24 protein-coding genes are annotated in these 24,876 nt (G+C 72.4%); 9 read left to right on the forward strand and 15 right to left on the reverse strand.

What is annotated here, in order from left to right:
• Nucleotides 1-168: 168 nt before the first annotated feature.
• Entirely contained in the window at nucleotides 169-714 is a 546-nt protein-coding gene (locus ASC56_RS25465; protein WP_055493883.1) for a bacterial proteasome activator family protein, read from the reverse strand.
• 76 nt (nucleotides 715-790) lie between these two features.
• Nucleotides 791-1,411, reverse strand: coding sequence for a PadR family transcriptional regulator (locus tag ASC56_RS25470; protein WP_055493884.1), 621 nt, complete (start codon nucleotides 1,409-1,411; stop codon nucleotides 791-793).
• A 975-nt stretch (nucleotides 1,412-2,386) separates the two neighbouring features.
• Here ASC56_RS25470 and ASC56_RS38390 point away from each other — a divergent pair.
• Nucleotides 2,387-2,761, forward strand: coding sequence for a hypothetical protein (locus ASC56_RS38390; protein ID WP_079102697.1), 375 nt, complete (start codon nucleotides 2,387-2,389; stop codon nucleotides 2,759-2,761).
• A 13-nt stretch (nucleotides 2,762-2,774) separates the two neighbouring features.
• Here the strand turns inward: ASC56_RS38390 and ASC56_RS25485 are convergent, their stop codons facing one another.
• The 6 genes from ASC56_RS25485 to pdhA all read right to left on the reverse strand — a co-directional run bounded on the left by ASC56_RS25485 (nucleotide 2,775) and on the right by pdhA (nucleotide 10,226).
• Nucleotides 2,775-3,755: an NAD(P)H-quinone oxidoreductase gene (locus tag ASC56_RS25485; RefSeq protein WP_055493886.1), complete on the reverse strand. Its 981-nt coding sequence runs from the start codon at nucleotides 3,753-3,755 to the stop codon at nucleotides 2,775-2,777.
• Nucleotides 3,756-3,916: 161 nt separating this feature from the next.
• A complete protein-coding gene (locus ASC56_RS25490; RefSeq protein ID WP_079102698.1) occupies nucleotides 3,917-5,473 on the reverse strand; it encodes a molybdopterin molybdotransferase MoeA in 1,557 nt (518 codons plus the stop codon).
• A complete protein-coding gene (locus ASC56_RS25495; protein WP_055493887.1) occupies nucleotides 5,470-6,429 on the reverse strand; it encodes an NTP transferase domain-containing protein in 960 nt (319 codons plus the stop codon). The genes ASC56_RS25490 and ASC56_RS25495 overlap by 4 nt, the downstream gene beginning before the upstream one ends.
• Nucleotides 6,430-6,583: 154 nt before the next feature.
• A complete protein-coding gene (locus tag ASC56_RS25500) occupies nucleotides 6,584-8,080 on the reverse strand; it encodes a dihydrolipoamide acetyltransferase family protein (RefSeq protein ID WP_055493888.1) in 1,497 nt (498 codons plus the stop codon).
• Nucleotides 8,080-9,084: an alpha-ketoacid dehydrogenase subunit beta gene (locus tag ASC56_RS25505; RefSeq protein ID WP_055493889.1), complete on the reverse strand. Its 1,005-nt coding sequence runs from the start codon at nucleotides 9,082-9,084 to the stop codon at nucleotides 8,080-8,082. The genes ASC56_RS25500 and ASC56_RS25505 overlap by 1 nt, the downstream gene beginning before the upstream one ends.
• Nucleotides 9,081-10,226: a pyruvate dehydrogenase (acetyl-transferring) E1 component subunit alpha gene (gene pdhA, locus ASC56_RS25510; RefSeq protein WP_055493890.1), complete on the reverse strand. Its 1,146-nt coding sequence runs from the start codon at nucleotides 10,224-10,226 to the stop codon at nucleotides 9,081-9,083. The genes ASC56_RS25505 and pdhA overlap by 4 nt, the downstream gene beginning before the upstream one ends.
• Nucleotides 10,227-10,415: 189 nt before the next feature.
• On the opposite strand from pdhA, the gene ASC56_RS25515 reads away from it, so the two are divergent.
• Nucleotides 10,416-10,901: an Lrp/AsnC family transcriptional regulator gene (locus tag ASC56_RS25515; RefSeq protein WP_055493891.1), complete on the forward strand. Its 486-nt coding sequence runs from the start codon at nucleotides 10,416-10,418 to the stop codon at nucleotides 10,899-10,901.
• 28 nt (nucleotides 10,902-10,929) lie between these two features.
• Here the strand turns inward: ASC56_RS25515 and ASC56_RS25520 are convergent, their stop codons facing one another.
• Together ASC56_RS25520 and ASC56_RS25525 are read right to left on the reverse strand one after the other, a co-directional pair.
• A complete protein-coding gene (locus ASC56_RS25520) occupies nucleotides 10,930-11,520 on the reverse strand; it encodes a TetR/AcrR family transcriptional regulator (protein WP_055493892.1) in 591 nt (196 codons plus the stop codon).
• Nucleotides 11,517-13,031: a 3-hydroxyacyl-CoA dehydrogenase gene (locus ASC56_RS25525; protein WP_055493893.1), complete on the reverse strand. Its 1,515-nt coding sequence runs from the start codon at nucleotides 13,029-13,031 to the stop codon at nucleotides 11,517-11,519. The genes ASC56_RS25520 and ASC56_RS25525 overlap by 4 nt, the downstream gene beginning before the upstream one ends.
• Nucleotides 13,032-13,180: 149 nt before the next feature.
• On the opposite strand from ASC56_RS25525, the gene paaN reads away from it, so the two are divergent.
• Nucleotides 13,181-14,872 carry a phenylacetic acid degradation protein PaaN gene (paaN, locus tag ASC56_RS25530; RefSeq protein ID WP_055493894.1) on the forward strand — a complete coding sequence of 564 codons (1,692 nt, stop codon included), beginning with the start codon at nucleotides 13,181-13,183 and terminating at the stop codon, nucleotides 14,870-14,872.
• Nucleotides 14,873-14,879: 7 nt separating this feature from the next.
• Here paaN and ASC56_RS25535 read toward each other — a convergent pair whose 3' ends face one another.
• The 3 genes from ASC56_RS25535 to ASC56_RS25545 form a co-directional block, all read right to left on the reverse strand.
• Entirely contained in the window at nucleotides 14,880-15,650 is a 771-nt protein-coding gene (locus tag ASC56_RS25535) for an RNA methyltransferase (RefSeq protein WP_055493895.1), read from the reverse strand.
• A 145-nt stretch (nucleotides 15,651-15,795) separates the two neighbouring features.
• Entirely contained in the window at nucleotides 15,796-17,016 is a 1,221-nt protein-coding gene (locus ASC56_RS25540) for an HTTM domain-containing protein (RefSeq protein WP_055494036.1), read from the reverse strand.
• Nucleotides 17,016-17,984 (reverse strand): DUF5819 family protein, encoded by a 969-nt coding sequence (locus ASC56_RS25545; protein WP_055493896.1) that lies wholly within the window; start codon nucleotides 17,982-17,984, stop codon nucleotides 17,016-17,018. Before ASC56_RS25545 ends, ASC56_RS25540 begins: the two co-directional genes overlap by 1 nt.
• Nucleotides 17,985-18,282: 298 nt before the next feature.
• Here ASC56_RS25545 and paaA point away from each other — a divergent pair, with 298 nt between their 5' ends.
• The 6 genes from paaA (at nucleotide 18,283) to ASC56_RS25575 (ending at nucleotide 23,335) form a co-directional block, all read left to right on the forward strand.
• Nucleotides 18,283-19,338, forward strand: coding sequence for a 1,2-phenylacetyl-CoA epoxidase subunit PaaA (gene paaA, locus ASC56_RS25550; RefSeq protein WP_079102710.1), 1,056 nt, complete (start codon nucleotides 18,283-18,285; stop codon nucleotides 19,336-19,338).
• Nucleotides 19,339-19,340: 2 nt separating this feature from the next.
• Nucleotides 19,341-19,628, forward strand: coding sequence for a 1,2-phenylacetyl-CoA epoxidase subunit PaaB (gene paaB / locus ASC56_RS25555; protein WP_055493897.1), 288 nt, complete (start codon nucleotides 19,341-19,343; stop codon nucleotides 19,626-19,628).
• Nucleotides 19,625-20,344 carry a 1,2-phenylacetyl-CoA epoxidase subunit PaaC gene (gene paaC / locus ASC56_RS25560; protein WP_055493898.1) on the forward strand — a complete coding sequence of 240 codons (720 nt, stop codon included), beginning with the start codon at nucleotides 19,625-19,627 and terminating at the stop codon, nucleotides 20,342-20,344. The genes paaB and paaC overlap by 4 nt, the downstream gene beginning before the upstream one ends.
• On the forward strand, nucleotides 20,338-20,916 hold the full coding sequence (gene paaD / locus ASC56_RS25565) for a 1,2-phenylacetyl-CoA epoxidase subunit PaaD (protein ID WP_055493899.1): 579 nt from the start codon (nucleotides 20,338-20,340) through the stop codon (nucleotides 20,914-20,916). The genes paaC and paaD overlap by 7 nt, the downstream gene beginning before the upstream one ends.
• The gene (locus ASC56_RS25570; protein ID WP_055493900.1) at nucleotides 20,916-21,980 is read left to right on the forward strand and encodes a 2Fe-2S iron-sulfur cluster-binding protein; all 1,065 of its coding nucleotides are present in this window, start codon (nucleotides 20,916-20,918) and stop codon (nucleotides 21,978-21,980) included. Before paaD ends, ASC56_RS25570 begins: the two co-directional genes overlap by 1 nt.
• 215 nt (nucleotides 21,981-22,195) lie before the next feature.
• Nucleotides 22,196-23,335: an acyl-CoA dehydrogenase family protein gene (locus ASC56_RS25575; RefSeq protein WP_055493901.1), complete on the forward strand. Its 1,140-nt coding sequence runs from the start codon at nucleotides 22,196-22,198 to the stop codon at nucleotides 23,333-23,335.
• Between the two features lie 38 nt (nucleotides 23,336-23,373).
• Here ASC56_RS25575 and ASC56_RS25580 read toward each other — a convergent pair whose 3' ends face one another.
• Entirely contained in the window at nucleotides 23,374-23,703 is a 330-nt protein-coding gene (locus ASC56_RS25580; RefSeq protein WP_055493902.1) for a rhodanese-like domain-containing protein, read from the reverse strand.
• 259 nt (nucleotides 23,704-23,962) lie between these two features.
• Complete coding sequence (locus ASC56_RS25585; protein ID WP_055493903.1) at nucleotides 23,963-24,853, reverse strand: J domain-containing protein; 891 nt, start codon at nucleotides 24,851-24,853, stop codon at nucleotides 23,963-23,965.
• Nucleotides 24,854-24,876: the final 23 nt, after the last annotated feature.

The following is a 24,876-nucleotide window of genomic DNA, read 5'->3' on the forward strand; positions in this document are numbered from 1 at the left end:
CCCCCTGGGGTGCCGGGCCCTTCGCGTGACGGGGACTACAGGTAGCCCTTGGCGTGACGGAACCTACAGGTAGCCCTTGGCGTGACGGGGACTACAGGTAGCCCTTGGCGTGACGGGGACTACAGGTAGCCCTTGGCATGGCGGGGACTACAGGTACCGGTGACCGGGTTACAGGTACGGGCCGCCCGAGCGGCCGCCCGGATGGCGGTCCTCCTCGCCGTCGGGGGAGCCGACGCCCGGCGGGAGCGCGCGGCGCATCTGCTCCAGCTGGGCCCGCGCCGCCATCTGCTGGGCGAACAGGGTGGTCTGGATCCCGTGGAAGAGGCCCTCCAGCCAGCCCACCAACTGGGCCTGCGCGATGCGCAGTTCCGCGTCGCTCGGGATCGCCTCGTCCGTGAAGGGCAGGGAGAGCCGCTCCAGCTCCTCGACGAGTTCGGGGGCGAGACCGTCCTCCAGCTCCTTGACCGAGCTGGCGTGGATCTCCTTCAGGCGCTGCCGACTCGCCTCGTCCAAGGGAGCGGCGCGCACCTCCTCCAGCAACTGCTTGATCATGCTACCGATGCGCATGACCTTCGCCGGCTGCTCCACCTGTTCCGTCACCGGGATCTCGCGGGAGTCATCGTCTCCGGTGCCGCCGAGAGCCATTCCGTCCTGGCCCACGACCAGGATCTTCTGGGCATTCTCCGACGACCTGTCGTTCCTCGGCATCTCCATGCCGCCATTCTCTCGCACCTGCACGCCTCATCTCCCACGTGCCCCCGATGGAGTGTGATCCACCCTGCCGCGTCCGTCACAGCGGCGCGGTGGGCGGTTCCGTGGTAGCAGGGGGTTCCGTCCCCCTCGGCGGATCCGTGGCGACCGGAGGTTCCGTGGCCACCGCCGCGGCGAGGCGCTGGAGTCTGGCCTCGCAGTGGTCGAGCCAGAGGAGTTCGGCCTCGGTGTGCAGCACCAGCTGTTCCAGACCGAGCAGACGGGTGACCTCGTCCCGGTGGGAGGGCGGCTCGCCAAGGGCCTCGCAACGCTGCCGGGTGTACTCCCGCAGCGCCTCCCTCAGGTGTCGGCGCTGCGCCTCGACGACGGCCCGTACGTCGACGCCGGGCGCGCCGACCGCCATGGCCAGCTTGAGCGACAGCTCGTCGTGCGACGGACTCGTGCGCTCGACCGGGCGGGTGTACCAGTCGTGCAGTTCGGCGCGGCCCGTGGCGGTGAGCGCGTACAGCGGGCGCCCCCTCGTGTCCCGGCCCTCCTGCGCGACCAGCCCGTCCCGCTCCAGCCGCGCCAGGGTCGTGTGCACCTGCCCGGCATTCAGCACCCAAACGGCCCCGGTCCGCGCCTCCAGCTCCGCGCGCAGCCGGGCGCCGTACCGGGGGCCACGCTCCAGCAGCGCCAGCAGGCCGTGGCGTATCGACATGGCCGTATCTGTAACTCGCGGGGTGGGGGAGTGCCACCCGGGGATGCCTCCTCCACTTGGGCGCACGCGCCCCGCGGTCGAGATGCCGCGCGCCGGGGTCCGTGTGACGCTGATGCTGTTGATCTTGCCGCCCGAGCCCGGGAGGGGGTCACGCGTGTGACTCCATGTCTGCGTACGCCGTCCAGATTCCGCACGCTCCGTGCGGCCGTCCTACCGCCGGTCCTCACGACGACGGCCGTCCTCGGGTACGGCATATCGCCCGCGTACGGCATCACCCCCGGGCAGGTGGTCCGGCCCGCCCACGGCATCCGCGCCGCCTCGTATGCCGGTCGCTCCATATCGGGACCTCGGCCCGCAGACGTCGTCGGCCTCCCACAGCCGGCCGCCCGGCAGACTTACGTCACCCGGCTCGCGTATCCGGCCCGTCTCTCCATAGCGTCGCCCTCGGCCCCATCGGCTCCTTCGGCCCCATCGGCTCCTTCGGCCCCATCGGTTCCATCGGCTCCTTCGGCCCCCTCGAGGACCCCCGGGCAGCAGACGTCCGCTCCGCCCGCCCCTGCGTCCGCCACCGAACCCGGCGCATCCGCCATACCCACGGGCACCACCGCGACCCGGAACCCGGCGTCCGCCATACCGACGGGCAGCTCCGCCACCGGGCACGCAACCTCCGCCCCCCACACCTCGGCCGCCGCGCACACCGCGTCCGCCACGCCCACGGCCTCCGCCACACCCACGACGAGCGCCCGGCCCACCTCCGCATCCGCCCCCGGGCACACCTCGTCCGCGCTTCCCCCGCACGCACCCGGCTCCGGGCCCGACGCGGAGGGCCCGCCCCTCCACCCGACCGCTCCCGGGCACACCGCGTCCCGTGGCCCCGCGCATCCACCCGTCCACCGGCGCCCCGAGGCCCCCCACTCCACCGCCCGGCCCTCCCCCGACTCCTCCCTTGCCGGCAGTCGGTCCGGCGAAGGCCGAATGCGGCCCGGGCGACCGGAGAACGACGACGAGGACGAGGCGGACGAGCCGACGTACACGGACCGCGACCCCTCGGCATCCTCGTCCTCCTCGGCCTCCTCGACACCGTCGTACCGGAAGCCGAGACCGGCTGACAGCGACACCGAGGACGCGGAGAACGAGGCGTCCGCCCGGGCGACCGACCCCGCGGAGGCCTTCTCCAGCCCGTCGCAGGGCACCGCCTCCCCCACCGCGTCCCGGGGCGCCACTCTGCCCGCCCGGCAGGCCGCCGCCTCGGAGCCCATGGTGGAGATCCTTCCCCTCGGCAGCGGCCTGGTCCTCGTCGGTCTCGGCCTGGCGCTCGCGCTCTTCGCGGTGCGCCTGCGGCGGCAGTGACCGACCCGCCCGCTCACTCCACCACCAGCAGCACCTTTCCGATGTGCCCGCTCTCCTCGACCACCCGGTGGGCCGTGGCCGCCTCGCTCATCGGGATCTCGCGGTCGATGATCGGGCGGACATGACCGGAGGCGACCAGCGGCCAGACGTGCTCGCGCACCGCCGCCACGATCGCCGCCTTCTCACTCAGCGGCCGTGACCGCAGCGAGGTGGCGGTGATGGCCGCCTGCTTCCGCAGCAGCGTGTTGAGGTTGAGCTCGCCCTTCGTTCCGCCCTGCAGACCGATGATCGCGAGGCGCCCGTTCACCGCGAGGGCCTCGACGTTGCGGTCCAGGTACTTCGCGCCCATGTTGTCGAGGATGACGTCCGCGCCGGACCCGGCCGTGTTCTCCCGGATCTCCTCCACGAAGTCCTGCTCGCGGTAGTTGATCAGCACGTCCGCACCCAGTTCGGCGCAGCGTTCCAGCTTCTGCTTGGTGCCCGCCGTCACCGCCACCTTCGCGCCCGCCGCCTTGGCCAGCTGGATCGCCATCGTGCCGATGCCGCTGGAGCCGCCGTGCACGAGCAGCGTCTCGCCCGGACGCAGATGGGCGATCATGAACACGTTGGACCAGACCGTGCAGGTCACCTCGGGCAGCGCGGCCGCGTGGCGCAGGTCGAGCCCCTCGGGCACGGGCAGCAGCTGACCGGCCGGGACGGCGACCTTCTCGGCGTATCCGCCGCCCGCGAGCAGCGCGCACACCTCGTCGCCCACGGCCCAGCCCGAGACACCGGGGCCGAGCGCGGAGATCCGCCCGGAGCACTCGAGCCCGGGATATGGGGGCGCGCCCGGCGGCGGGTTGTAGAAGCCCTGCCGCTGGAGGATGTCGGCGCGGTTGACGGCGCTGGCCACCACGTCGACCAGCACTTCGCCCTCGGCGGGTACGGGATCGGGGACCTCGGTCCACACCAGCGCCTCGGGCCCACCGGGTTCGGGAATCGTGATCGCGTACATGAGGGGGACGCTACTCCTCACCGGGTGCCCCTCAGGACCGGTACCCTCATCGGGACTCTCACCCGATGGGTGAGGAGATGTTCGTCCGGTTGGCGCGCCATCGCGTCCCGGCCCGGAAGTTTCACGTGAAACACTCCCCGTTCCGACTCGTCCTGCCGAGCTCACCCCGCCAACGGCCAGGGGAGATCGAGGAGTTCCAGTTCCTCACCGAGGCGGGCACCACCGGGCGGTACGACCGCGAGGGCATCCGCGGCGGCGATACCGCGCAGCATGGCGGGGCCGTTGTAGTGCAGCGGCACGGCCCGGTCGGCACGTACGGCGACGGGGATGAGCCGGGTGTCGTACGGGTGACCGTGGACGGATTCCCTCAGGGGCAGCCTGTACGGCTCCGGGGCCACACGGCCCGCGAGGGTGCGCAGCAGCGGCTCGGCGAGCGTGAGCAGGCCGGAGACGGCCGCGAGAGGGTTGCCGGGCAGGCCGACGAGGTGCTGGTCCTCCCGGATACGGGCAAGCAGCATGGGATGGCCCGGGCGCACCTTCACCCCGTTGACGAGGAGGTCTGCGCCGACGCGGCGCAGTGTGGGGTGGACATGGTCGACCGGGCCCGCGGCCGTGCCGCCGGTGGTGACGATCAGGTCGGCCGTCGAGGTCGTGACCGCCTGGTGCAGGGCCTCGGCATCGTCGCCGACCCGCCGGACGGCCACCACGTCCGCGCCGAGTGCGCGCAGCCAGGGCGGCAGCATCGGACCGAGCGCGTCCCGGATCAGGCCGTCCCTGGGCAGGCCCTCGGTGAGCAATTCGTCGCCCAGGACCAGGACTTCGGCGCGCGGTCGGGGCAGCGCGGAGAGGGTGTCGTACCCCGCGGCCGCGGCGAGCCCGAGCACGGCCGGGGTGATCACGGTGCCCGAGGGGAGCAACTGGTCGCCGGTGTGGCACTCCTGGCCGCGGGGCCGGATGTCCTGACCGTGCGCGACGATGGGGGTCCCCGCCGCTCCGGCGGATCCCGGACCTTGGGGGAGGGCGGCGTGCAGCCGCCCCTTGTCGTCCACGCGCCCGTGTTCACTGCGCAGGACCGCGGTGGTGTCCGCAGGGATGCGCGCGCCGGTGGCGATCCGCACGGCCTCGCCGTCCTGGAGACGCTCCGGCTCCGCGTGCCCGGCGAGGACCCCGTCCTCCCGTACGTCCCAGGGGCCGGGCCCCGCGACCGCCCAGCCGTCCATGGCCGAGGTGTTGAAGGAGGGCAGGTCGGTGAGGGCCCTGAGGGGCACGGCGAGAACCAGGCCGAGAGCGGCGTCCAGCGGGACGGCGACGGGCGGCGGCCGGCGCACGGAACGGGCGGCGCGCTCGGCGGCGGCACGGGCCTCGGGCCAGGGCGTGGCCCTGTGGTGGGCGTGGTGCGTGGACATCGCCGCCGAGGACGGGCCGGCGCCCGCCGGGTCGTCCTGGACCACGTCCTGGCTGCCGGAGTGGTGCGTGGTGCGGGGCTCGGGTCCGGGCGTACGGGTGCCGGACCGCGCGGGTCGGGGTCCGGGGTCCCGCACGAGGGCGAGAGCCTCTTCGAGCTCCAGGTCGTGCTGTTCCTGGCGCTCCTCGGACGGACGGGCGGAGCGGGTCTCCCGGGAACGGCCGCTTCCGCCGCTGTCGTCGACCACGGCCAGGGCCTCCTCCACGTAGCGCTCTTCGCCGTCCAGGCGTCCCTGGTTGCCCCGCCCGGTCATCCGGCGTCCGGCTTGGCCTCGGCGGCGGCTTCGTCCGCCCAGCGCAGGGCCAGCGCTGCAGCCTTGCGGGCGGCCTCGGCGACCGCCTCGGGGCCGCCGTTCGCCTGCGCGGCCGCGTAGCCGACGAGGAACGTCGTCAAGGGGGCCGCGGGGCGTGCGACGCCGTGCGCGGCGTCCCGGGCGAGGTCGAGGAGGACGGCGGTGTCGACGTCCAGGTCGATGCCCAGTTCGTCCTTGACTGCGGAAATCCATTCATCCAACACGTGCCCATGCTCCCTGATCCGTGAACGGGCGGCGGCGATGTCGTCCCAGGTGTCGCAGTCGAAGGCCGCGACGGGGTCGAAGATACGGGTGAGACCGAGCCGGGCGACCAGGCGCCGCAGGGGAAGGCCCCTGAGGCCACGGCCCGGCGAGCGCCCGGCGCCTGCTTCGTCACGGGTGTGGGTGGTGTGCTCGGCCTGACCGGACAGACCGTTGTGCTCGGCGGCCAGGTGCCGGAGCTCGCGGCGCAGGGGGGCGCTGCGGTAGGCGGCGACGAGGGGCTGATCACGGCCCTCGGGGTCGGTGAGCACCGCCCCTTCGGCACCGCTCTCCCGCAGGGCGCCCAGCAGCCGTCGTACCGTGCCCTCCTCCAGGAACGGCAGATCGGCCGAGAGCACGACGACATACCCGGCCGAGGTCCCCCTCAGCCCCGCGTCCAGCGCGGCGACGGGTCCGGCGCCGGGCGGCTCCTCGCGGGCCCACACCACGGGGCGGGAGGTGGGTCTGGGCTCGGCGACGACCACCGTGGTGGCCGCGCCGGCGCAGGCCGCCAGCACGCGGTCGAGCAGCGCCCGCCCGCCGACCCGCACACCGGGCTTGTCGATCCCGCCGAGCCGTCGGGCCGCACCGCCCGCGAGCACGACGGCGTCGTACACATCGGCGCCGGGGTCGGCCGGGAGCTGGTACGCGGTCATGCCCCCGAGTATGGGCGTCCCACCGATCAATGCCACCCCCGCGCACTGCGGCTGTGCCCGGAGGCCCCGTCACCGGCTGTGCCCGGAGACCCTGTCACCGGCTGTGCCCGGAGGCCCCGTCACCGGCGACGAGCCTCCGGCCGCGGCCGTCGGCTCAGAGCGTGCGCAGCAGCACTGCCGGCTGTTCCACGCAGTCCGCCACATACCGCAGGAAGCCGCCCGCCGTGCCTCCGTCGCACACGCGGTGGTCGAAGGTGAGCGAGAGCTGCACGACCTGCCGCACCGCCAGCTCGCCCTGGTGCACCCAGGGCTTGGGGACGATACGGCCGACGCCGAGCATGGCCGCCTCGGGGTGGTTGATGATCGGCGTGGAGCCGTCGACGCCGAACACTCCGTAGTTGTTCAACGTGAAGGTCCCGCCCGTGAGTTCCGCGGGCGTGAGGGTTCCGGCGCGTGCTGCCTTGGTCAGCCGCCCGAACTCCGCCGTCAGCGACTCGGCGTCCCGTGTGTGCGCGTCCCGTACGACGGGGACGACGAGCCCCCGCTCGGTCTGCGCGGCGAACCCGAGATGCACCCGGTCCAACCGGACAATCTCCCGGGCCTCCATGTCGATGGTGGAGTTGAGCTCGGGGTAACGGGCGAGCGCGGCGGTGCAGATGCGGGCCAGCAGCGCGAGGAGGGAGATCTTGGGTCCTCCGGCCGCGTTCATGGCGGCGCGGGCGCTCATGAGCTCCGTGGCGTCGGCGTCCACCCAGCAGGTCGCGTCGGGAATCTCCCGCCGGCTCCGGGAGAGCTTGTCGGCGACGGCGCCCCGGACGCCCTTGAGGGGCACGCGGGCTCCGGCGGCGGTGTCTTCACGCGCGCTGGTGGACACGCCCGAGGCGGGCGGGACCGCTCCGGCGGCCGACGCGGCCGTCATGGGGGCGGCCTCGCGCGCTCCTGCGGGAGCCACGGCACCCGCGGGAGCCCTCATGACCTCCGTGGTCCCCGTCACCACGGCCCTCAGCGCCTCTTCGACATCCGCCCGCAGGATGAGCCCGTCGGGTCCGGAGCCCGCCAGCTGCCGCAGGTCCACGCCGTTCGCACGGGCGAGCCTGCGGACCAGCGGAGAGATCACCGGGACCGGACCGTCGGCACGCTCCGGTGCGGCGGCGCGGTGCGTCCCGTCCAGGGCCGTGGATTCCGGGACTTCGGCGGTCGCCAGTGGTGTCCGGGAGACGGTCGCGGGACCGGAGTCCGCCCGGGCCGGGGCCTGCGTGGTGTCACGTTCGGCCGTGTGGGCCACTCCGTCCGTGCGCCCTGTGCCGGGCTGGGGCGGCCGCACCCTGCGGCGGCGGGCGGGAGCCGCCGAGGTGCCGTACCCGACCAGCACGTTCCCGGAGGACTCCGCGGCCGGGTCCGCGGCGGCACCCACGGCCACCGTCAACAGCGGCGCCCCCACCGGCAGTTCCGCGCCCTCCTCGCCGAAGCGGGCCGTGACCACGCCCCCGTAGGGGCACGGCACCTCGACCATCGCCTTCGCCGTCTCCACCTCGACGACCGGCTGGTCGACCGCGACGACGTCCCCCACCTGCACCAGCCAGCGGACGATCTCCGCCTCGGTCAGCCCCTCTCCGAGGTCGGGCAGCCTGAACTCCAGCACCTGGGCCATCAGCTCTCCGCCTCCCACTGCAAGCGCCCCACAGCGTCAAGGATCCGGTCGACGCCCGGCAGATGGTGCCGCTCCAGCATCGGTGGCGGATACGGGATGTCGAACCCGGCCACCCGCAGCACCGGTGCCTCCAGATGGTGGAAGCAGCGCTCGGTCACGCGCGCGGCGATCTCCCCGCCCGGCCCGCCGAAGCCGGTCGACTCGTGGACGACCACGGCCCGGCCCGTGCGGCGCACGGACGCGGTGACCGTCTCGTCGTCGAACGGCACCAGAGAGCGCAGGTCGACGACTTCGAGGTCCCAGCCCTCGGCGCGCGCCGCCTCGGCGGCCTCCAGGCAGACGGGCACCGACGGGCCGTACGTGATGAGCGTGGCGCTGCGGCCCGAGCGCCGCACCACCGCACGCCCTATCGGTTCAACGGCCTCGGGCTCCTCGGGGTTCCAGGAGTCCTTCGACCAGTAGAGCCTCTTGGGCTCCAGGAAGACGACCGGGTCGTCGCAGGCGATGGCGGCGCGCAGCAGTCCGTACGCGTCGGCGACCGTCGCGGGCGTGACGACATACAGGCCCGGAGTCGCCATGTAGTAGGCCTCGGAGGAGTCACTGTGGTGCTCGACGCCGCCGATGCCGCCCCCGTAGGGGACACGGATGGTGAGCGGCAGCGGCATCGCGCCGCGCGTGCGGTTGCGCATGCGCGAGACGTGGCTGACCAGTTGCTCGAAGGCGGGGTAGGCGAACGCGTCGAACTGCATCTCCACGACCGGCCTGAGGCCGTACATCGCCATGCCGACGGCCGTGCCGAGGATGCCCGCCTCGGCGAGCGGGGTGTCCGTGCAGCGGTCGTCGCCGAACTCCTTCGCGAGCCCGTCCGTGACCCGGAAGACACCACCGAGGGTGCCCACGTCCTCGCCCATGACGTGCACGGACGGGTCGGCCGCCATGGCGTCGCGCAACGCGCGCGTGAGGGCCTGCGCCATGGTGGCCGGCTTGACGGCGACGGTCGTCATCGCCCGGCTCCTTCCGGTCCTGCGGTCTCCGCGTCCAGCTCCGCCCGCAGCTGGGCCTGCTGCTCCAGGAGTTGGGGAGTGGGCTGGGCGTACACGTGGGCGAAGAGGTCCATCGGGTCGAGCGCCGGGTCCTGGTTCATCCGCGTCCGCAGGTCCGCCGCCAGCGCCTCGGCGTCCTCGCGCGCGGCCCGTACCCCCTCCTCGTCGAGCAGCCCGCGCTCCGTCAACTCCCGCTCCAGCAGCAGGATCGGGTCGTGGTCGCGCCAGGCCTCGATCTCGGCTTCGCCGCGGTAGCGGGTCGCGTCGTCGGCGTTCGTATGGGCGTCGATGCGGTACGTCACCGCCTCGACGAGCGTGGGACCGCCGCCCGCGCGCGCGTGCCGCACGGCGTCGGTGAGGACCTCGTGCACGGCGGCCGCGTCGTTGCCGTCGACCAGACGGCCCGGCATGCCGTAACCGACGGCCTTGTGGGCCAGGGAGGGCGCCGCGGTCTGCTTGGCGAGCGGGACGGAGATCGCGAAGCCGTTGTTCTGGACGAGGAAGACGACCGGTGCCTGCCAGACGGCGGCGAAGTTCAGGGCCTCGTGGAAGTCGCCCTCGCTGGTGCCGCCGTCGCCGACCATGGCGAGCGCGACCACGTCGTCGCCCTTCAGGCGTGCGGCGTGCGCGAGGCCCACGGCGTGCGGGAGCTGGGTGGCGAGCGGGGTGCACAGGGGCGCCACACGGTGCGTGTACGGGTCGTAGCCGGTGTGCCGGTCGCCGCGCAGCAGGGTCAGGGCCTCGACGGGGTCGACGCCGCGGGCGACGGCGGCGAGCGTGTCCCGGTAGCTGGGGAAGAGCCAGTCGCGCTCCTGCAGGACGAGCGCGGCGGCGACCTGGCAGGCCTCCTGACCGGTGCTGGAGGGGTAGACGGCCAGGCGGCCCTGCTTGGTGAGCGCCGTCGCCTGCGCGTTGTACCTGCGGCCGCGCACCAGCTGGGCGTACAGCAGGCGCAGCAGCTCCGGGTCGGCCTTGGCGGCCGTCTCGGTGCCGAGGACGCGGTACGGGAGCGCGTCGGGCAGCAGCGGAGCGGGGTCGGTGCGGGGCTGCCAGGCGGGCGGCGGGGTCGGCCGGTAGGCACCTCGCTGCTCCATGACCGTCATGACGGCACCTCCTCGTGGGAGCGGCTTCGGGCGCGCCACGGGAGTGATGCGCCTCACCTACCGATTGTTCGGTCGTCGGCACAATTTGGCTACAGGCGCCTCCAGGCTGTGGACAAACGGTTCTCCACAACCTGAGATGGATGCAGTACGTCCATGGTAGAGAGGCGGGGGCGCGTGGCATCTGAACAAATGGCCGAGCCCGAGAAGCACGGCCTCACGTTGCCGCCCCCGCGCCCCCTCGACGCCATCGACCGGGACATCCTGCAGATGCTCCAGGCGGACGGCCGTGCCTCCATACGGTCGGTCGCCGAGCGCGTCCACGTCTCGCGCGCCAACGCCTACGCACGGATCAACCGGCTGGTCGAGGACGGCGTGATCCGCGGATTCGGTGCCCGGGTGGATCACGAACGCGCGGGTCAGGGCACCTCGGCGTACATCACGCTGAAGATCGTGCAGAACTCCTGGCGCACGGTCCGCGAGCAGCTGCGCGTGCTCCCCGGCGCCTCCCACATCGCCCTGGTGGGCGGCGACTTCGACGTGCTGCTGCTGGTGCACACACCGGACAACAGGGCGCTGCGCGAGCTGGTCCTCACCCGGCTGCAGGCGATCCCCGAAGTGCTCAGCACACGCACGCTCCTGGTGTTCGAGGAAGAGGACCTGGAGCCGGAGAGCTGACCACGACAGGCGCCCACGCCGCCCCGCCTCAGTGGTTCTCGCGCAGCCCCGAGAAGGCCACCTGCACGACCGCGTCCGCCACTTCCCGCTCGCCCATGCCGCGCCCGTCGGGCCGGTACCACTCCACGATCGAGTTGATCATCCCGAAGACGAGCCGTGTGGCGAGCCGCACCTCCACGTCGCCGCGCACGTCCCCGTCGGCGGCCGCCGCCTTGAGCAGTTCGGCGACCCGGTGGTCGAACTCGCGGCGCCGCTCCAGCGCCCACCGTTCCGTGCCGGTGTTGCCGCGCACCCGCAGCAGCAGCGTCACGTAGGGCAGTTCGGCTATGAGCACCTCGACCATGCGCCGTACGACGTACTCCAGCCGCTCCACGGCACGCCCTTCGCGCGCGTGCTCCTCGTCGAGGATCCCGAAGAGACCCTCCAGCGCTCGGCTGACGGCGCGGCGCAGCAGCTCCTCCTTGCCCGCGACATGGTGGTAGATCGACGACTTGGAGATGCCGGCCGCCCTGGAGAGGTGCTCCATGGAGGTGCCGTCGTAGCCGCGCTCGTTGAAGACCTGCACGGCCACCGACAGCAGGCTCTCGGGGGTGTACGTGTCGCGCTTGGCGGTCGTCATGAGGTGCCCTCCCGCTTCTCGGAGGCGTACGCGTGCCGGTAGAGCGCGAGGGACGGGGCGTACCGGCCGGACGGGTCGCGCATGTGCAGATCGTCCAGGAGGTCATAGGCCCAGCCGCGGCCGAGCCCGCGGCCCCACTCGAAGGGGCCGAGCGGGTAGGTGACACCGAGGCGCATGGCCGTGTCGATGTCCTCCTCCGTGGCCACGCCCTTGGCGACCGCATCGTGCGCGAGGTCGACGATCCGGGCCACCGTACGGGCGACGATCATGCCGGGCACGTCCCCGATGACGCTGACGTCCTTGCCGAGTGCCTGGAAGAGCCCGGTGGCCTCGGCGAGGGTCTGCGGGTTGGTGTCCTGGGAGGCGGACAGGGCGATGCGGGTCGCCCTGCGGTAGTCGAGTGCGAGGTCGAAGTAGACGACGTCACGGAACTCCACGGACGTCTGCCCGTCGGTGAGGACCAGCTGGCCGCCGCTGGGCAGCACCAGACGGGTCCCGTGGTCCTCCTCGTCCTCACGTACGGAGATGCCCGCCTCGCGGATCAGCGCGAGCAGTTCGCAGGCGGGTCCCAGGTCGCCCTCGGCGACGACGTACGCCGGCGCCTGCGCCTTCTCCGCGGTGTGCGGCTCGGGCCGCTCGGCACCGTCCCCGTAGTCGTACCAGCCGTGTCCGCTCTTGCGGCCGAGCCTGCCCGACTCGACCAGCCGCCGCTGGGCGAGCGAGGGGGTGAAGCGCACGTCCCGGAAGAAGGACTCCCACACGGAGCGGGTGACGGATTCGTTGACGTCCTGCCCGATGAGGTCGGTCAGTTCGAAGGCGCCCATCCGGAAGCCGCCCGATTCACGCAGGACCGCGTCGATGGTGGCGGGGTCGGCGGCCTGTGCCTCGTACACCGCGAACGCCTCCGCGTAGAAGGGCCGCGCGATGCGGTTGACGATGAAGCCGGGGGTGTCGGCGCAGGCGACCGGCGTCTTGCCCCAGGCACGCGCCGTCTCGTACGCGCGCGTGGCCGACGTGACGTCGGTGGCGAACCCGGAGACGACCTCCACGAGCGGCATCAGCGGCGCGGGGTTGAAGAAGTGCAGGCCGACGAGGCGACCCGGGCTGCGCAGGGCGCCGCCGATGGCCGTCACGGACAGGGACGAGGTGTTGGTGGCGAGCAAACAGTCGTCGCCGACGATGTCCTCCAGCTCCCGCAGCAGCTGCTGTTTCGCCTCCAGGCGCTCCAGGACCGCCTCGACGACGAGTGAGCAGTCCGCGAGCTCGGCCAGGTGCCCGGCGGGCAGCAGACGGGCGCGGGCGGCGTCCCGCTCGGCCCCGGTGAGCCGATCCTTGTCGACGAGCCGGTCCAGGCGGGCGCCGATCGCGGCGGCCGCCTCCTGGGCGCGGCCGGGGACGGCGTCGTACAGCCGCACGGGGTGGCCCGCGACCAGCGCGACCTGGGCGATGCCCTGACCCATGGTGCCGGTGCCGACGACGGCCACGGGGCTGCTGAGGTCGAGTGCTGTCATGTGCGCGATCCTCCCGCACGACGTTTTCCACAGATGCGGCGGACCCCCTTGTCCCGACCGATCGTTCGGTTACTCTAACTCTGTCCGGCTGTTCCTGCCCAGGTCACGAGCTCGAGGAAGAGCTCACAAGACGAGGAGGTTGGTCCCGCATGGCCGCCGAACTCACCGCGCACCAGCTGATCGCCCAGCACCGGCCCACCCTCGACCAGGCGCTGGAAGCGATCCGCACGCGCGCGTACTGGTCCCCGCACCCCGAGCACCCCAAGGCGTACGGCGAGAACGGGGGCCTGGACGCGGCGGCGGGCAAGGCCGCCTTCGACGCCCTCCTCGGCACCCGTCTCGACCTCGGCCAGCCCGGCACGGACGACTGGACGGGCGAGGAGGTCTCGCCGTACGGAATCGAGCTGGGGATCACCTACCCCCACGTGGACATCGACGTGCTGCTGCCCGCCATGCGCGCGGGCCGGACGGCGTGGCGCGACGCGGGCGCGGAGATGCGCGCGGTGGTGTGCCTGGAGATCCTCAAGCGCATCAACGAGCGGACGCACGAGTTCGCGCACGCGGTCATGCACACCAGCGGCCAGGCCTTCATGATGGCGTTCCAGGCAGGCGGCCCGCACGCCCAGGACCGAGGCCTTGAGGCGGTGGCGTACGCGTACGTGGAGCAGGTCCGCACGCCCGACACCGCGGAGTGGACCAAGCCCCAGGGCAAGCGAGACCCGCTCGCGCTGACCAAGACCTTCAAGGCCGTCCCGCTCGGCATCGCACTGGTCATCGGCTGCAACACCTTCCCGACGTGGAACGGCTACCCGGGCCTGTTCGCGTCCCTGGCCACCGGCAACGCTGTCCTGGTGAAGCCCCACCCGCGCGCGGTGCTGCCGCTCGCGCTCACCGTGCAGGTGGCCCGCGAGGTGCTCACCGAGGCGGGCTTCGACCCGAACCTGGTGGCGCTGGCCGCCGAGCGTCCCGGTGAGGGCATCGCCAGGACACTGGCCGTGCGCCCGGAGATCCGGATCATCGACTACACGGGGTCCACGGCGTTCGGCGACTGGCTGGAGGCCAACGCCCGCCAGGCGCAGGTCCACACGGAGAAGGCCGGCGTCAACACGGTGATCGTGGAGTCGACGGACGACTACAAGGGGATGCTGTCGAACCTGGCGTTCTCCCTGTCGCTGTACAGCGGCCAGATGTGCACCACCCCGCAGAACCTGCTGATCCCGCGGGACGGCATCACCACCGACGAGGGCCCGAAGTCGTACGACGAGGTGGTCGCCGATCTCGCGCGCTCGGTCGCCGGCCTGCTCGGCGACGACGCCCGCGCGAACGCACTGCTCGGAGCGATCGTGAACCCGGACGTCAAGGCCCGTCTGGAGGCAGCGGCCGGCCTCGGCGAAGTCGCCCTGCCCTCCCGGGAGATCACCAACCCGGAGTTCCCTCAGGCGGTCGTGCGCACACCGCTGATCGTGAAGCTCGACGGCGCCAAGCCGGACGCGGAGGCCGCCTATATGAGCGAGTGCTTCGGCCCCGTCTCCTTCGCCGTCGCGGTCGACTCGGCAGCGGACGCGGTGGAGCTGCTGCGGCGCACGATCCGGGACAAGGGTGCGATGACCGTCGGCGCGTACACCACCTCCGCCGAGGTCGAGCAGGCCGTCGAGGATGTCTGTCTGGAGGAGTGCGCCCAGCTGTCGCTCAACCTGACCGGCGGGGTGTACGTCAACCAGACGGCCGCCTTCTCCGACTTCCACGGCTCGGGCGGCAACCCGGCGGCCAACGCGGCCCTGTGCGACGGGGCGTTCGTGGCGAACCGCTTCCGTGTGGTGGAGGTCCGCCGGGAGGCGTAGCTCCGGCTCAGGCGGGTGCGCCCCCGGTGGCGCTCCAGTGGTACAGCGTCATGGCCACGCTGGTCGCGAGGTTGTAGCTGGAGACCTGGGGGCGCATCGGCAGCGACACCAGATGGTCGGTGCGGGCGCGGAGTTCGGCGGACAGGCCGGTGCGCTCCGAGCCGAACGCGAGCACCGCATCGTCCGGAAGCTTCATCGCCCGGATGTCCTCGCCCTCCGGGTCCAGCGCGAAGACCGGGCCCGGAGGCAGCTCGGGCACGGACAGCCGCTCCACGGCGGTCGCGAAGTGGAGCCCGGCCCCGCCGCGGACGACCGTGGGGTGCCAGGGATCGAGGGTGCCCGTCGTGACCACTCCGGTGGCGCCGAACCCGGCCGCGAGCCGGATCACCGCCCCCGCGTTGCCCAGGTTGCGCGGGTTGTCGAGGACGACGACGGGCGCGCTGCGGGGCGTGCGCCGGAGGACCTCCAGATTGGCTTCGCGCGCGGGGCGCACGGCGAGAGCGGCGACCCCGGTGGGGTGCGGACGCGGTACAAGGCCCTGGTAGAGGGCCTCGGGAACCTCCGTCAGGAGGGCGTCCAAGGTCTCTCGCACGTCGGGGGCCAACTCGTCGGCCAGGGCGAGTGCCGCCCGCCGGTCGGTGGTGACGGCGACCGGCACGCGCGCGTGGAAGCGCACCGCGTGCTTGAGCGCATGGAAGCCGTCGAGCAGGACACAGGTGTCGGCGACCCTGCGCCAGATGCTCAGCGGGTCGGTGGTGGAGCGGGCCGGGTCCGTCATGCCGTGCAGCCTACGTGCGACCCGGACTCCTGGCCTGCGACCGCCTCGGGCCGCCGCAGGGGCCCGGGCAGGGCTCAGCCCGTGAGCTCGCGCGCGCTCACGTGTGGCATCCGGAGTGGCTCGGGCGGGCAGCCCGAGGCGCGGCTCACGCCGTCGAGGTCACCTGCGAGTGCTCGGCGGCCTCGGTGGGCGTCCGCTCCCCGCGCGGACCGGGCAGCGTGCGGCGGACGCCACTCGCAGACAGCCGGCCACGCCCGCGTGCCACCCATCCGCCCAGCCGCCGCAGGAAGGACGTCGGCAGGAACACGGCGTCGGCCGCGATCATCGCCAGCGAGAAGAACGGCAGCCCGAGGACCACGGCGATCACCGCGTGCTCGGTCATCATCAGCGCCAGCAGAACGTTCTTCACCCGCCGGTTGACCAGGGTGAACGGGAACGCGACCTGCACGGCGACGGTCCCGTACGTCACCAGCAGCACCATCGTGCCGTGCGAGGACAGCAGGTCGGACAGGGCGGGCCAGGGCGAGAAGTAGTCGAGATGGAGGGGGTAGTAGACCGCGGTGCCGTCCTGCCAGCGCGAGCCCTGGATCTTGTACCAGCCGGCGGTCGCATAGATCAGACACGCCTCGGTCATGATCACGAACAGAGCGGCGTTGTGGACGACGTTGGCGACGACGTCCAGCAGGACCCGGGGCTCCCCGAGACGGACGCGCCGGCCGACGTACCACCACAGGCCCTGCACGGCCCACAACCCCCAGAACACGATCAGCCAGCCGCCGCTGATCCGGCCCGCGCCCGTCGCCAGGGCGAGCGCGAAACCCATGACACCCCACAGGGCGGGGCCGACCCGGTCGGGCCCGGGCAGCCGTCCACGCGCGCGTGCCGCGCAGGCGCGCCGGACGCGGCGCTCGTCCAGCGACCACACCTGCCCGCAGCGCGTGAACACCAGATAGATCGCCATCAGATGGATGACGTTGTCGCCGCCGTCGCCCATGAAGACGCTGCGGTTCTGCAGCGACAGCACGCCCACCATGAACAGCACGGACATCGTGCGGGTGCGCCAGCCGACCAGCAGGAGTGCGCTGGACAGCACGGCGAAGGCGTACACGGCCTCGAACCACACCTGGCTGCCCGACCACATCAGGATCGTGAAGGCGTGGTTGCCGGCGATGAGCTGCCGGGCCAGGTTCCAGCTCCAGGGCCCATCGGGCCCGTACATCTCCTGCCGGTGCGGGAACTCGCGCAGCAGGAACAGCAGCCAGGTGGCGGCGAAGCCGATGCGGATGACAGCGGTCTGATACGGGCCGAGGGCGGCTTCGGTGACGCGGGCGATGCCGCGCGCGACGGACGGCGCGAACCGGTTCATCAGGCGCTCGCCCCCGTCCGCTCGCCGTCGGGCAGTGACCACCAGGGCAGCTGGTGGTAGACGGGCGCGCCGGGAACCTGCTCGCCGCTCCACCTGGGAGGCGGCACGTTGGTGGTGCGGGAGCGGACCTGGACCCGGTCGACGGTTTCGCCGTGGCCGGCCGCGTGCTCGCGGGCCAGGCGCAGGACGACCACCCGGCGCAGATAGCTCTCGGACAGGACTCCGCGCAGGCCCCCGGGGCGGTTCTCGCCGTCGTGCGAGGCGACGTAGAAGTCCCAGGCGCGGCGCAGTTCGTTCTGCTGGGTGTGGCTCGGCAGCACATTGCCGTCGATGGCTGCTCCGTCGAGCGCGGACAGGTCGTACCAGCCGGTCGTCCGCTCGCCGCCGTCACCGGTGCGCACCTCGGCGCGGACCTGGACGTCGATGTTCTGCTGCAGCGGGTTGGGCGCGAACAGCTTCCAGTTCTGCTCGAACTCTGGGTAGACCCAGTCGTCGATCGCCTTGCCGTGCTGCTTGGTGAGGATGTTCATGGGCGCGACGTGCAGGAACACCATTCCGAGGTGCACACAGGCGGCGACGGTGACGACCGCGAGGGCCAGCGCGGCGGTGATCTGGTAGCGGAGGGACAGGGCGGCTATGCCGGTGCGGAGGGGGGCGGGCTCGGGGGCACCTCGGGCACCTGCGGGGGCGGGGGCCGACGCTTCCCGGACGACACCGGGGGCGGGGGCCGACGCTTCCCGGACGACACCGGGGGCGGGGGCCGGCGCTTCCGGGACGGCACCGGGGGCGGGAGCCGGCGCTTCCGGGACGGCACCCGGGTCGCTCGCCTCGCGGGGGCCCGCCGCCGCTACCGGGGCCGGATCCTCGGGTACATCCCCCGTGGCGCCTCCGGGCAGCGGGGACACCGGGTCACCGGAGTCACCCGGCTGCTCCCGCCGGGCGTCCAGTTCCTCGTCGTACGCGTCCATCCCGCCCCGTCTCCCGAGCTCTCCGTACCCCGGTGCCGTCCCGGACGCCGGGCCCGCTCCATCGCATGCCGCCTCGGCCCCCGGCCGCGGGGGCCGCATCACCCGTCCGCAGCACACCGTGGCGTTCGCACCGGAACGCTACTCAGGCCCACCCGCCCCGCACAGCCCAATGGACACAGCGGCCGGGTGGCGGCTCGGAGGTTGTCCACAGCGGTTGACACCCTACGGCGCCTCGCCCCACCATTGAATCGACCGGACCGAACGATCGGTCGGTAGGTGAGTGGTCAAGGGGGACCGCATGGCGACAGCAGCAGCGCACCACACGGCCCGCGCGGACGGCCTGACAGAGGCGGACGCGGCGGCGTACGAGGCCGTCTTCGACGCGGCCGTCGCCGCCGACGAGCGCATCGAGCCGCGCGACTGGATGCCCGACGCCTACCGCGCCACCCTGGTCCGCCAGATCGCCCAGCACGCCCACTCCGAGATCATCGGCATGCAGCCGGAGGCCAACTGGATCACGCGCGCTCCCTCACTGCGCCGCAAGGCGATCCTGATCGCCAAGGTCCAGGACGAGGCGGGCCACGGGCTGTACCTGTACAGCGCGGCCGAAACGCTCGGCACCGGCCGCGAGGAGCTGCTCGACAAGCTCCACACGGGCCGCCAGAAGTACTCGTCGATCTTCAACTACCCGACGCTGACCTGGGCGGACGTCGGCGCCATCGGCTGGCTGGTGGACGGCGCCGCGATCACCAACCAGGTCCCCCTGTGCCGCTGCTCGTACGGGCCATATGCGCGCGCGATGGTCCGCATCTGCAAGGAGGAGTCCTTCCACCAGCGCCAGGGATACGAGCTGCTGCTGACCCTCAGCCGGGGCACGCCGCAACAGCACGCGATGGCGCAGGACGCGGTGGACCGCTGGTGGTGGCCGTCCCTGATGATGTTCGGCCCGCCCGACGACGAGTCGGCGCACTCCGCGCAGTCGATGGCGTGGAAGATCAAGCGCCACTCCAACGACGAGCTGCGCCAGCGCTTCGTGGACATCTGCGTCCCCCAGGCCGAGTCACTGGGCCTGACACTCCCCGACCCGCAACTGCGGTGGAACGAGGAGCGGGGGCACCACGACTTCGGCCCCATCGACTGGACGGAGTTCTGGGAGGTCCTCAAGGGCAACGGCCCTTGCAACGAAGAGCGGATCACCCAACGCAGGCAGGCGCACGACGAGGGCGCATGGGTACGCGAGGCGGCCGCGGCGTACGCGGCCAAGCACAAGGGCGCCGGGCGCGCGGCCGAGGGACACGCGCGCGGGGTCGGCGGACCGTCGGCGGACCAGACCGACGAGAGCGGAGAGGCCTGAGCATGACGACCCAAGAGTGGCCCCTGTGGGAGGTCTTCGTGCGCTCACGGCGCGGGCTCTCGCACACCCACGCCGGCAGCCTGCATGCCCCGGACGCCGAACTGGCCCTGCGCAACGCACGGGATCTGTACACCCGCCGCGGCGAGGGCGTCTCGATCTGGGTCGTCCCATCCGCAGCGATCACCGCCTCGTCACCGGACGAGAAGGACCCGTTCTTCGAACCGGCAGCCGACAAGCCGTACCGGCACCCGACGTTCTACGACATCCCGGAAGGGGTGAAGCACCTGTGACCGTCACCGTGCACACCGCGGCCGCCCTGGCCCTCGGCGACGACGCCCTGGTGCTCTCGCACCGTTTGGGGGAGTGGGCCGGTCACGCGCCGGTGCTCGAGGAGGAGGTCGCCCTCGCCAACATCGCCCTGGATCTGCTGGGCCAGGCCCGGATCCTGCTGTCCATGGTGGGCGACGAGGACCAGCTGGCCTACCTGCGCGAGGAACGCGCCTTCCACAACCTGCAACTGGTGGAACAGCCGAACGCCGACTTCGCGCACACCATCGCCCGCCAGCTGTACTTCTCCACCTACCAGCGGCTGCTGTACAGCGAACTCGCCGGGGGAGACAGCGAGTTCGCGGGCCTCGCGGCCAAGGCGGTCAAGGAGGTCGCCTACCACCAGGACCACGCCGAGCAGTGGACACTGCGGCTCGGTGACGGCACGGAGGTCAGCCACGACCGGATGCGGCGTGCGTGCGAGGCGCTGTGGCGCTTCACCGGGGAGATGTTCCAGCCGGTCGAGGGCCTGGAAGTCGACCGAGCGGGAATGAGGGAGGCCTGGCTGGAGTCGGTGGCCGACGTCCTGCGCCGGGCCACCCTCGACATCCCGGAGGGCCCGCAGTCCGGGGCGTGGACCGCGGGCGCCGGACGACAGGGCCTGCACACCGAACCCTTCGGGCGGATGCTCGCCGAGATGCAGCACCTGCACCGCAGCCACCCGGGGGCGTCATGGTGAGCACCACGACCCTCGAAGAGGAACTGCGCCGGCTCGCCGGCTCCGTCCCCGACCCCGAGCTGCCCGTACTCACCCTGGAGGAGCTGGGTGTCCTGCGAGCCGTCCATGTGCGCGGCACGGACACGGTGGAGATCGAGCTGACCCCCACGTACACGGGATGCCCCGCGATCGAGGCGATGTCCCTGGACATAGAGCGGGTACTGCACGAGCACGGCGTACGGGAGGTCGTCGTGCGCACGGTGCTCAGCCCGGCCTGGTCGACGGACGACATCTCCGACGAAGGCCGGCGCAAACTGCGGGAGTTCGGCATAGCGCCGCCCCGCGTACGGCACCGGCAGGCATCCGCTCCGGTGACACTGCAGCTGGGCCCGACGCGTACGGTCACCGGCTCCGGCGGACCCGAGGCGCCATACCCCCCCGCCGGCTCCCCCGAGCCGGACACCCCGGTGCGCTGCCCGTTCTGCGGATCCGCCGAGACCGAGCTGCTGAGCCGGTTCTCATCCACCGCCTGCAAGGCGCTGCGCCGCTGTCTGGTCTGCCTGGAGCCCTTCGACCACTTCAAGGAGCTGTGATGGCCCGGTTCCACCCGCTCCCGGTGGCCGCGGTCGAGTGGCTCACCGACGACTCCGCGGTCCTGACCTTCGCCGTGCCGCCCGCACTGCGCGAGGAGTACCGCCACGCGCCCGGCCAGCACCTGGCCCTGCGTCGCACCGTCGACGGCACGGAGGTCCGCCGCACATACTCGATCTGCTCCCCCGCACCGGCACCGGACGACGAGGGCCCGAGCACGCTGCGGGTGGGCGTGCGGCTGGTCGAGGGCGGAGCCTTCTCCACGTACGCCCTCAAGGAGATCACCGTCGGCGACGAGCTGGAGGTGATGACACCGGCTGGACGGTTCACGCTGGAGCCCGCACCCGGGCTGTACGCGGGCGTCGTGGGCGGCAGCGGGATCACCCCCGTGCTGTCGATCGTGACGACGCTGCTGGCGCGCGAGCCCCGGGCGGCGTTCTGCCTCATACGCAGCGACCGGACGACCGCCTCGACGATGTTCCTGGAGGAGGTCGCCGACCTCAAGGACCGCTATCCCGACCGGTTCCAACTGGTCACGGTGCTCTCCCGGGAGGAACAGCAGGCGGGGCTGCCGTCCGGGCGGCTCGACCGGGAGCGGCTGTCCGGGCTGCTGCCGACACTGCTGCCGGTGGATCGGGTCGCGGGCTGGTTCCTGTGCGGACCGTTCGGCCTGGTGCAGTCGGCCGAACAGGCGCTGCGCGGGCTGGGAGTGCCGCGGACGCGGATCCACGAGGAGATCTTCCATGTGGACAACGGCGCGGCGGTCACATCGTCCCGGCCGGCCCCCGCGCACAGCACGGTGACCGCGCGGCTGGACGGACGCGGCGGGACCTGGCCGGTCCACGACGGCGAATCCCTGCTGGATGCGGTGCTGCGCAACCGGCCCGACGCGCCCTACGCCTGCAAGGGCGGGGTGTGCGGGACCTGCCGGGCCTTCCTGGTCTCGGGCGAGGTCCGGATGGACCGCAACTTCGCACTGGAGCCGGAGGAGACGGACGCGGGCTATGTCCTGGCGTGCCAGTCGCATCCGGTCACGGAGAAGGTGGAGCTGGACTTCGACCGATGAGCGGAGCCGTCGACCGGCGAATGTCGGCTTGCGGCTGAGATGGCCTACGGCCGAGCGGCTCACGGCTGAGATGGCCTACGGCTGAGCGGCTTACGGGCGACGGTGTCCCCTTCCGGTGGGTCCCCCGGTGGGTCCCGACCGGCCATTCCCTTCTCATAGAACCTGTTCTATCTTGACGCTCCGTCAGATCAGCGGACCCGCCAGGAGGACAGGTCGTGGACTTCACCTTCAGCGAGGAGCAGCAGGCGGCGGTCGAAGCGGCGAAAGCCGTGTTCGCGAGGGTCGCGCCGGACGGCGTGCCCAGCCCCGCACTGACCACCGGCGCCGTCGCCGACGACTTCGACCGAACACTGTGGGCGCGACTCGCGGACGCGGACCTGCTGAGTCTGCTGCTGGACGCGGAGTACTGCGGGGCAGGCCTCGACGCGATCGCTCTCTGCCTCGTGCTGCGGGAGTCGGCGAAGGTACTGGCACGCGTGCCCTTGCTGGAGAACACGGCCGCGGCCACCGCCGTACAGGCCCACGGCAGTCGGGAGTTGAAGGAGGAGCTGCTCCCACGGGCGGGCCGCGGGGAACTGGTACTCACGGTCGCCGCACACGGCCGGACGGGCCACGACCCGGCCGAACTCGCGGTGGTCGCACGACAGGAGGGCGACGACACCTGGGTGCTGGACGGCATCCAGACGGCGGTGCCCTGGGCGTACAACGCCGACACCGTCCTCGTACCGGCGCACACCCACGACTCGGGCCGCGCCATCCTCACGCTGGTGCCGCCCGGGCACCAGGGCGTCACCCTGGCCGAACAGTTCTCCACCACCGGGGAACGGCTCGCGGAGCTGCGACTGGAGTCGGCACGGATCGCCGGGCGGTACGTACTCGACACCGAGGACGCATGGGAGCGGCTACGCCTGTTGCTCGCCACCGGGACGTGCGCCCTCGCGCTCGGCCTCGGCGAGGCCGTACTGCGGATGACGAGCGAGTACACGAGCAAGCGCGAGCAGTTCGGCCACCCGCTCGCCACGTTCCAAGCCGTTGCCGTACAGGCCGCCGACCGCTACATGGACCTGCGCGCCATGGAAGCCACCCTCTGGCAGGCCGCGTGGCGGATCAGCTCCGGGGCAGCGGGTGCGCTGCCGGCGGCCGGAGATGTGGCGGTGGCGAAGATCTGGGCGTCGGAAGGCGTACGGCGGGTGGTGCAGACCGGGCAGCATCTGCACGGAGGGTTCGGCGCCGACACCGACTACCCCCTGCACCGGTACCACGCCTGGGCCAAGCACCTGGAACTGTCGCTCGGCCCGGCGGCGGCACACGAAGAGACCCTGGGCGAGCTGCTGGCGGCACATCCCCTGGCTTGAGCGGCGCGCCCCTGCGGAGCAGGCCCCCCGAGACCCGGCTACAGCACGAAGCCGGGCTCGCCCTTGGCATCCACGACGGGGCGGCCCGCGGCGGCCCAGACCTGCATGCCGCCATCGACGTTCACCGCGTCGACGCCCTGCTGGACCAGGTACATCGCCACCTGGGCCGAACGGCCACCGGAGCGACAGATCACATGGACCCGGCCGTCCTGCGGCGCCGCCTCGGTGAACTCGCCGTACCGCGCGACGAACTCACTGAGGGGGATGTGCAGCGCCCCCTCGGCGTGACCCGCCTGCCACTCGTCGTCCTCGCGGACGTCCAGCAGGAAGTCTCCGTCCTTGAGATTCGCGACCTCGACCGTGGGCACACCAGCTCCGAAATGCATACTCCGACGCTACCGGACGAGAGCACGGACGCGCCCCGACCGGGGTGGATCGCAGTCACGATCACGGGAAGCCGTAGTCACGGCGGCGCACAGAGGTCACGCCCACCACGTAAGTCCCACGAGTCACGGAACCCTCACGAAGGTGGGACGCCAGTCACGGCAATCACAATGGGCACGGCAACAACCATCGTCACGGGCGCCCCCGCAGTCACCATCCCGACGCCCAACACCCTCGGCCGCCTCAGCCGCGCAGTGCCTCCAGCTCCGCTTGCTTCTCGGCGACCTGGGCCAGCAGCTGCTCCGCGATCTCCTCCAGGAGGCCATCGGGGTCGTCGGGGGACAGCCGGAGCATCGAGCCGATCGCGCTCTCCTCCAGCTCGCGTGCCATCAGCGTGAGCAGTTCCTTGCGCTGCGCAAGCCATTCGAGACGGGCGTAGAGCTCCTCACTACGGCTCGGCCTGCGCTCCTCCGGGACAGGGCCCGCGACCCACTCCTCGGAGAGTTCCCGCAGCAGAGCCTCGTCACCGCGGGCATAGGCGGCATTGACCCGGGCGATGAACTCGTCACGCCGCTTGCGCTCTTCTTCGTCCTGGGCGAGGTCGGGGTGGGCCTTGCGGGCGAGCTCGCGGTAGAGCCTGCGGGCCTCCTCGCTGGGGCGGACGCGCTGCGGCGGCCGGACGGGCTGGTCCGTCAGCATGGCCTGGGCCTCCGGGAACAGTCCGTCGGAGTCCATCCAGCCGTGGAACAGCTCCTCGACGCCCGGCATCGGCATGACCCGGGCGCGTGCCTCGTGAGCGCGGCGTATGTCCTCCGGGTCGCCGGTGCGGGCGGCCCGCGCCTCGGCGATCTCCGCCTCCAGCTCGTCGAGGCGCGTGTACATCGGGCCCAGCTTCTGGTGGTGCAGCCGGGAGAAGTTCTCGACCTCGACGCGGAAGGTCTCCACGGCGATCTCGTACTCGATCAACGCCTGCTCGGCGGCCCGCACGGCCCGTTCCAGCCGCTCCTCGGGCCGCGCCCCGGCCGCGGCGCCGTCCACGCCGGCGCCCATGGCTTCACCGGCACCGGCGCCCTCGGCGACCGGCTCCTCGACAGCGGACACGGGCTCGCTCTGCTCGGCTTCGGGCGTCGTCACCGGACCAGACTAAGACACGGCCG

Source organism: Streptomyces sp. TP-A0356 (genome assembly GCF_001417775.1).
In the GTDB taxonomy this organism is placed as follows: domain Bacteria; phylum Actinomycetota; class Actinomycetes; order Streptomycetales; family Streptomycetaceae; genus Streptomyces.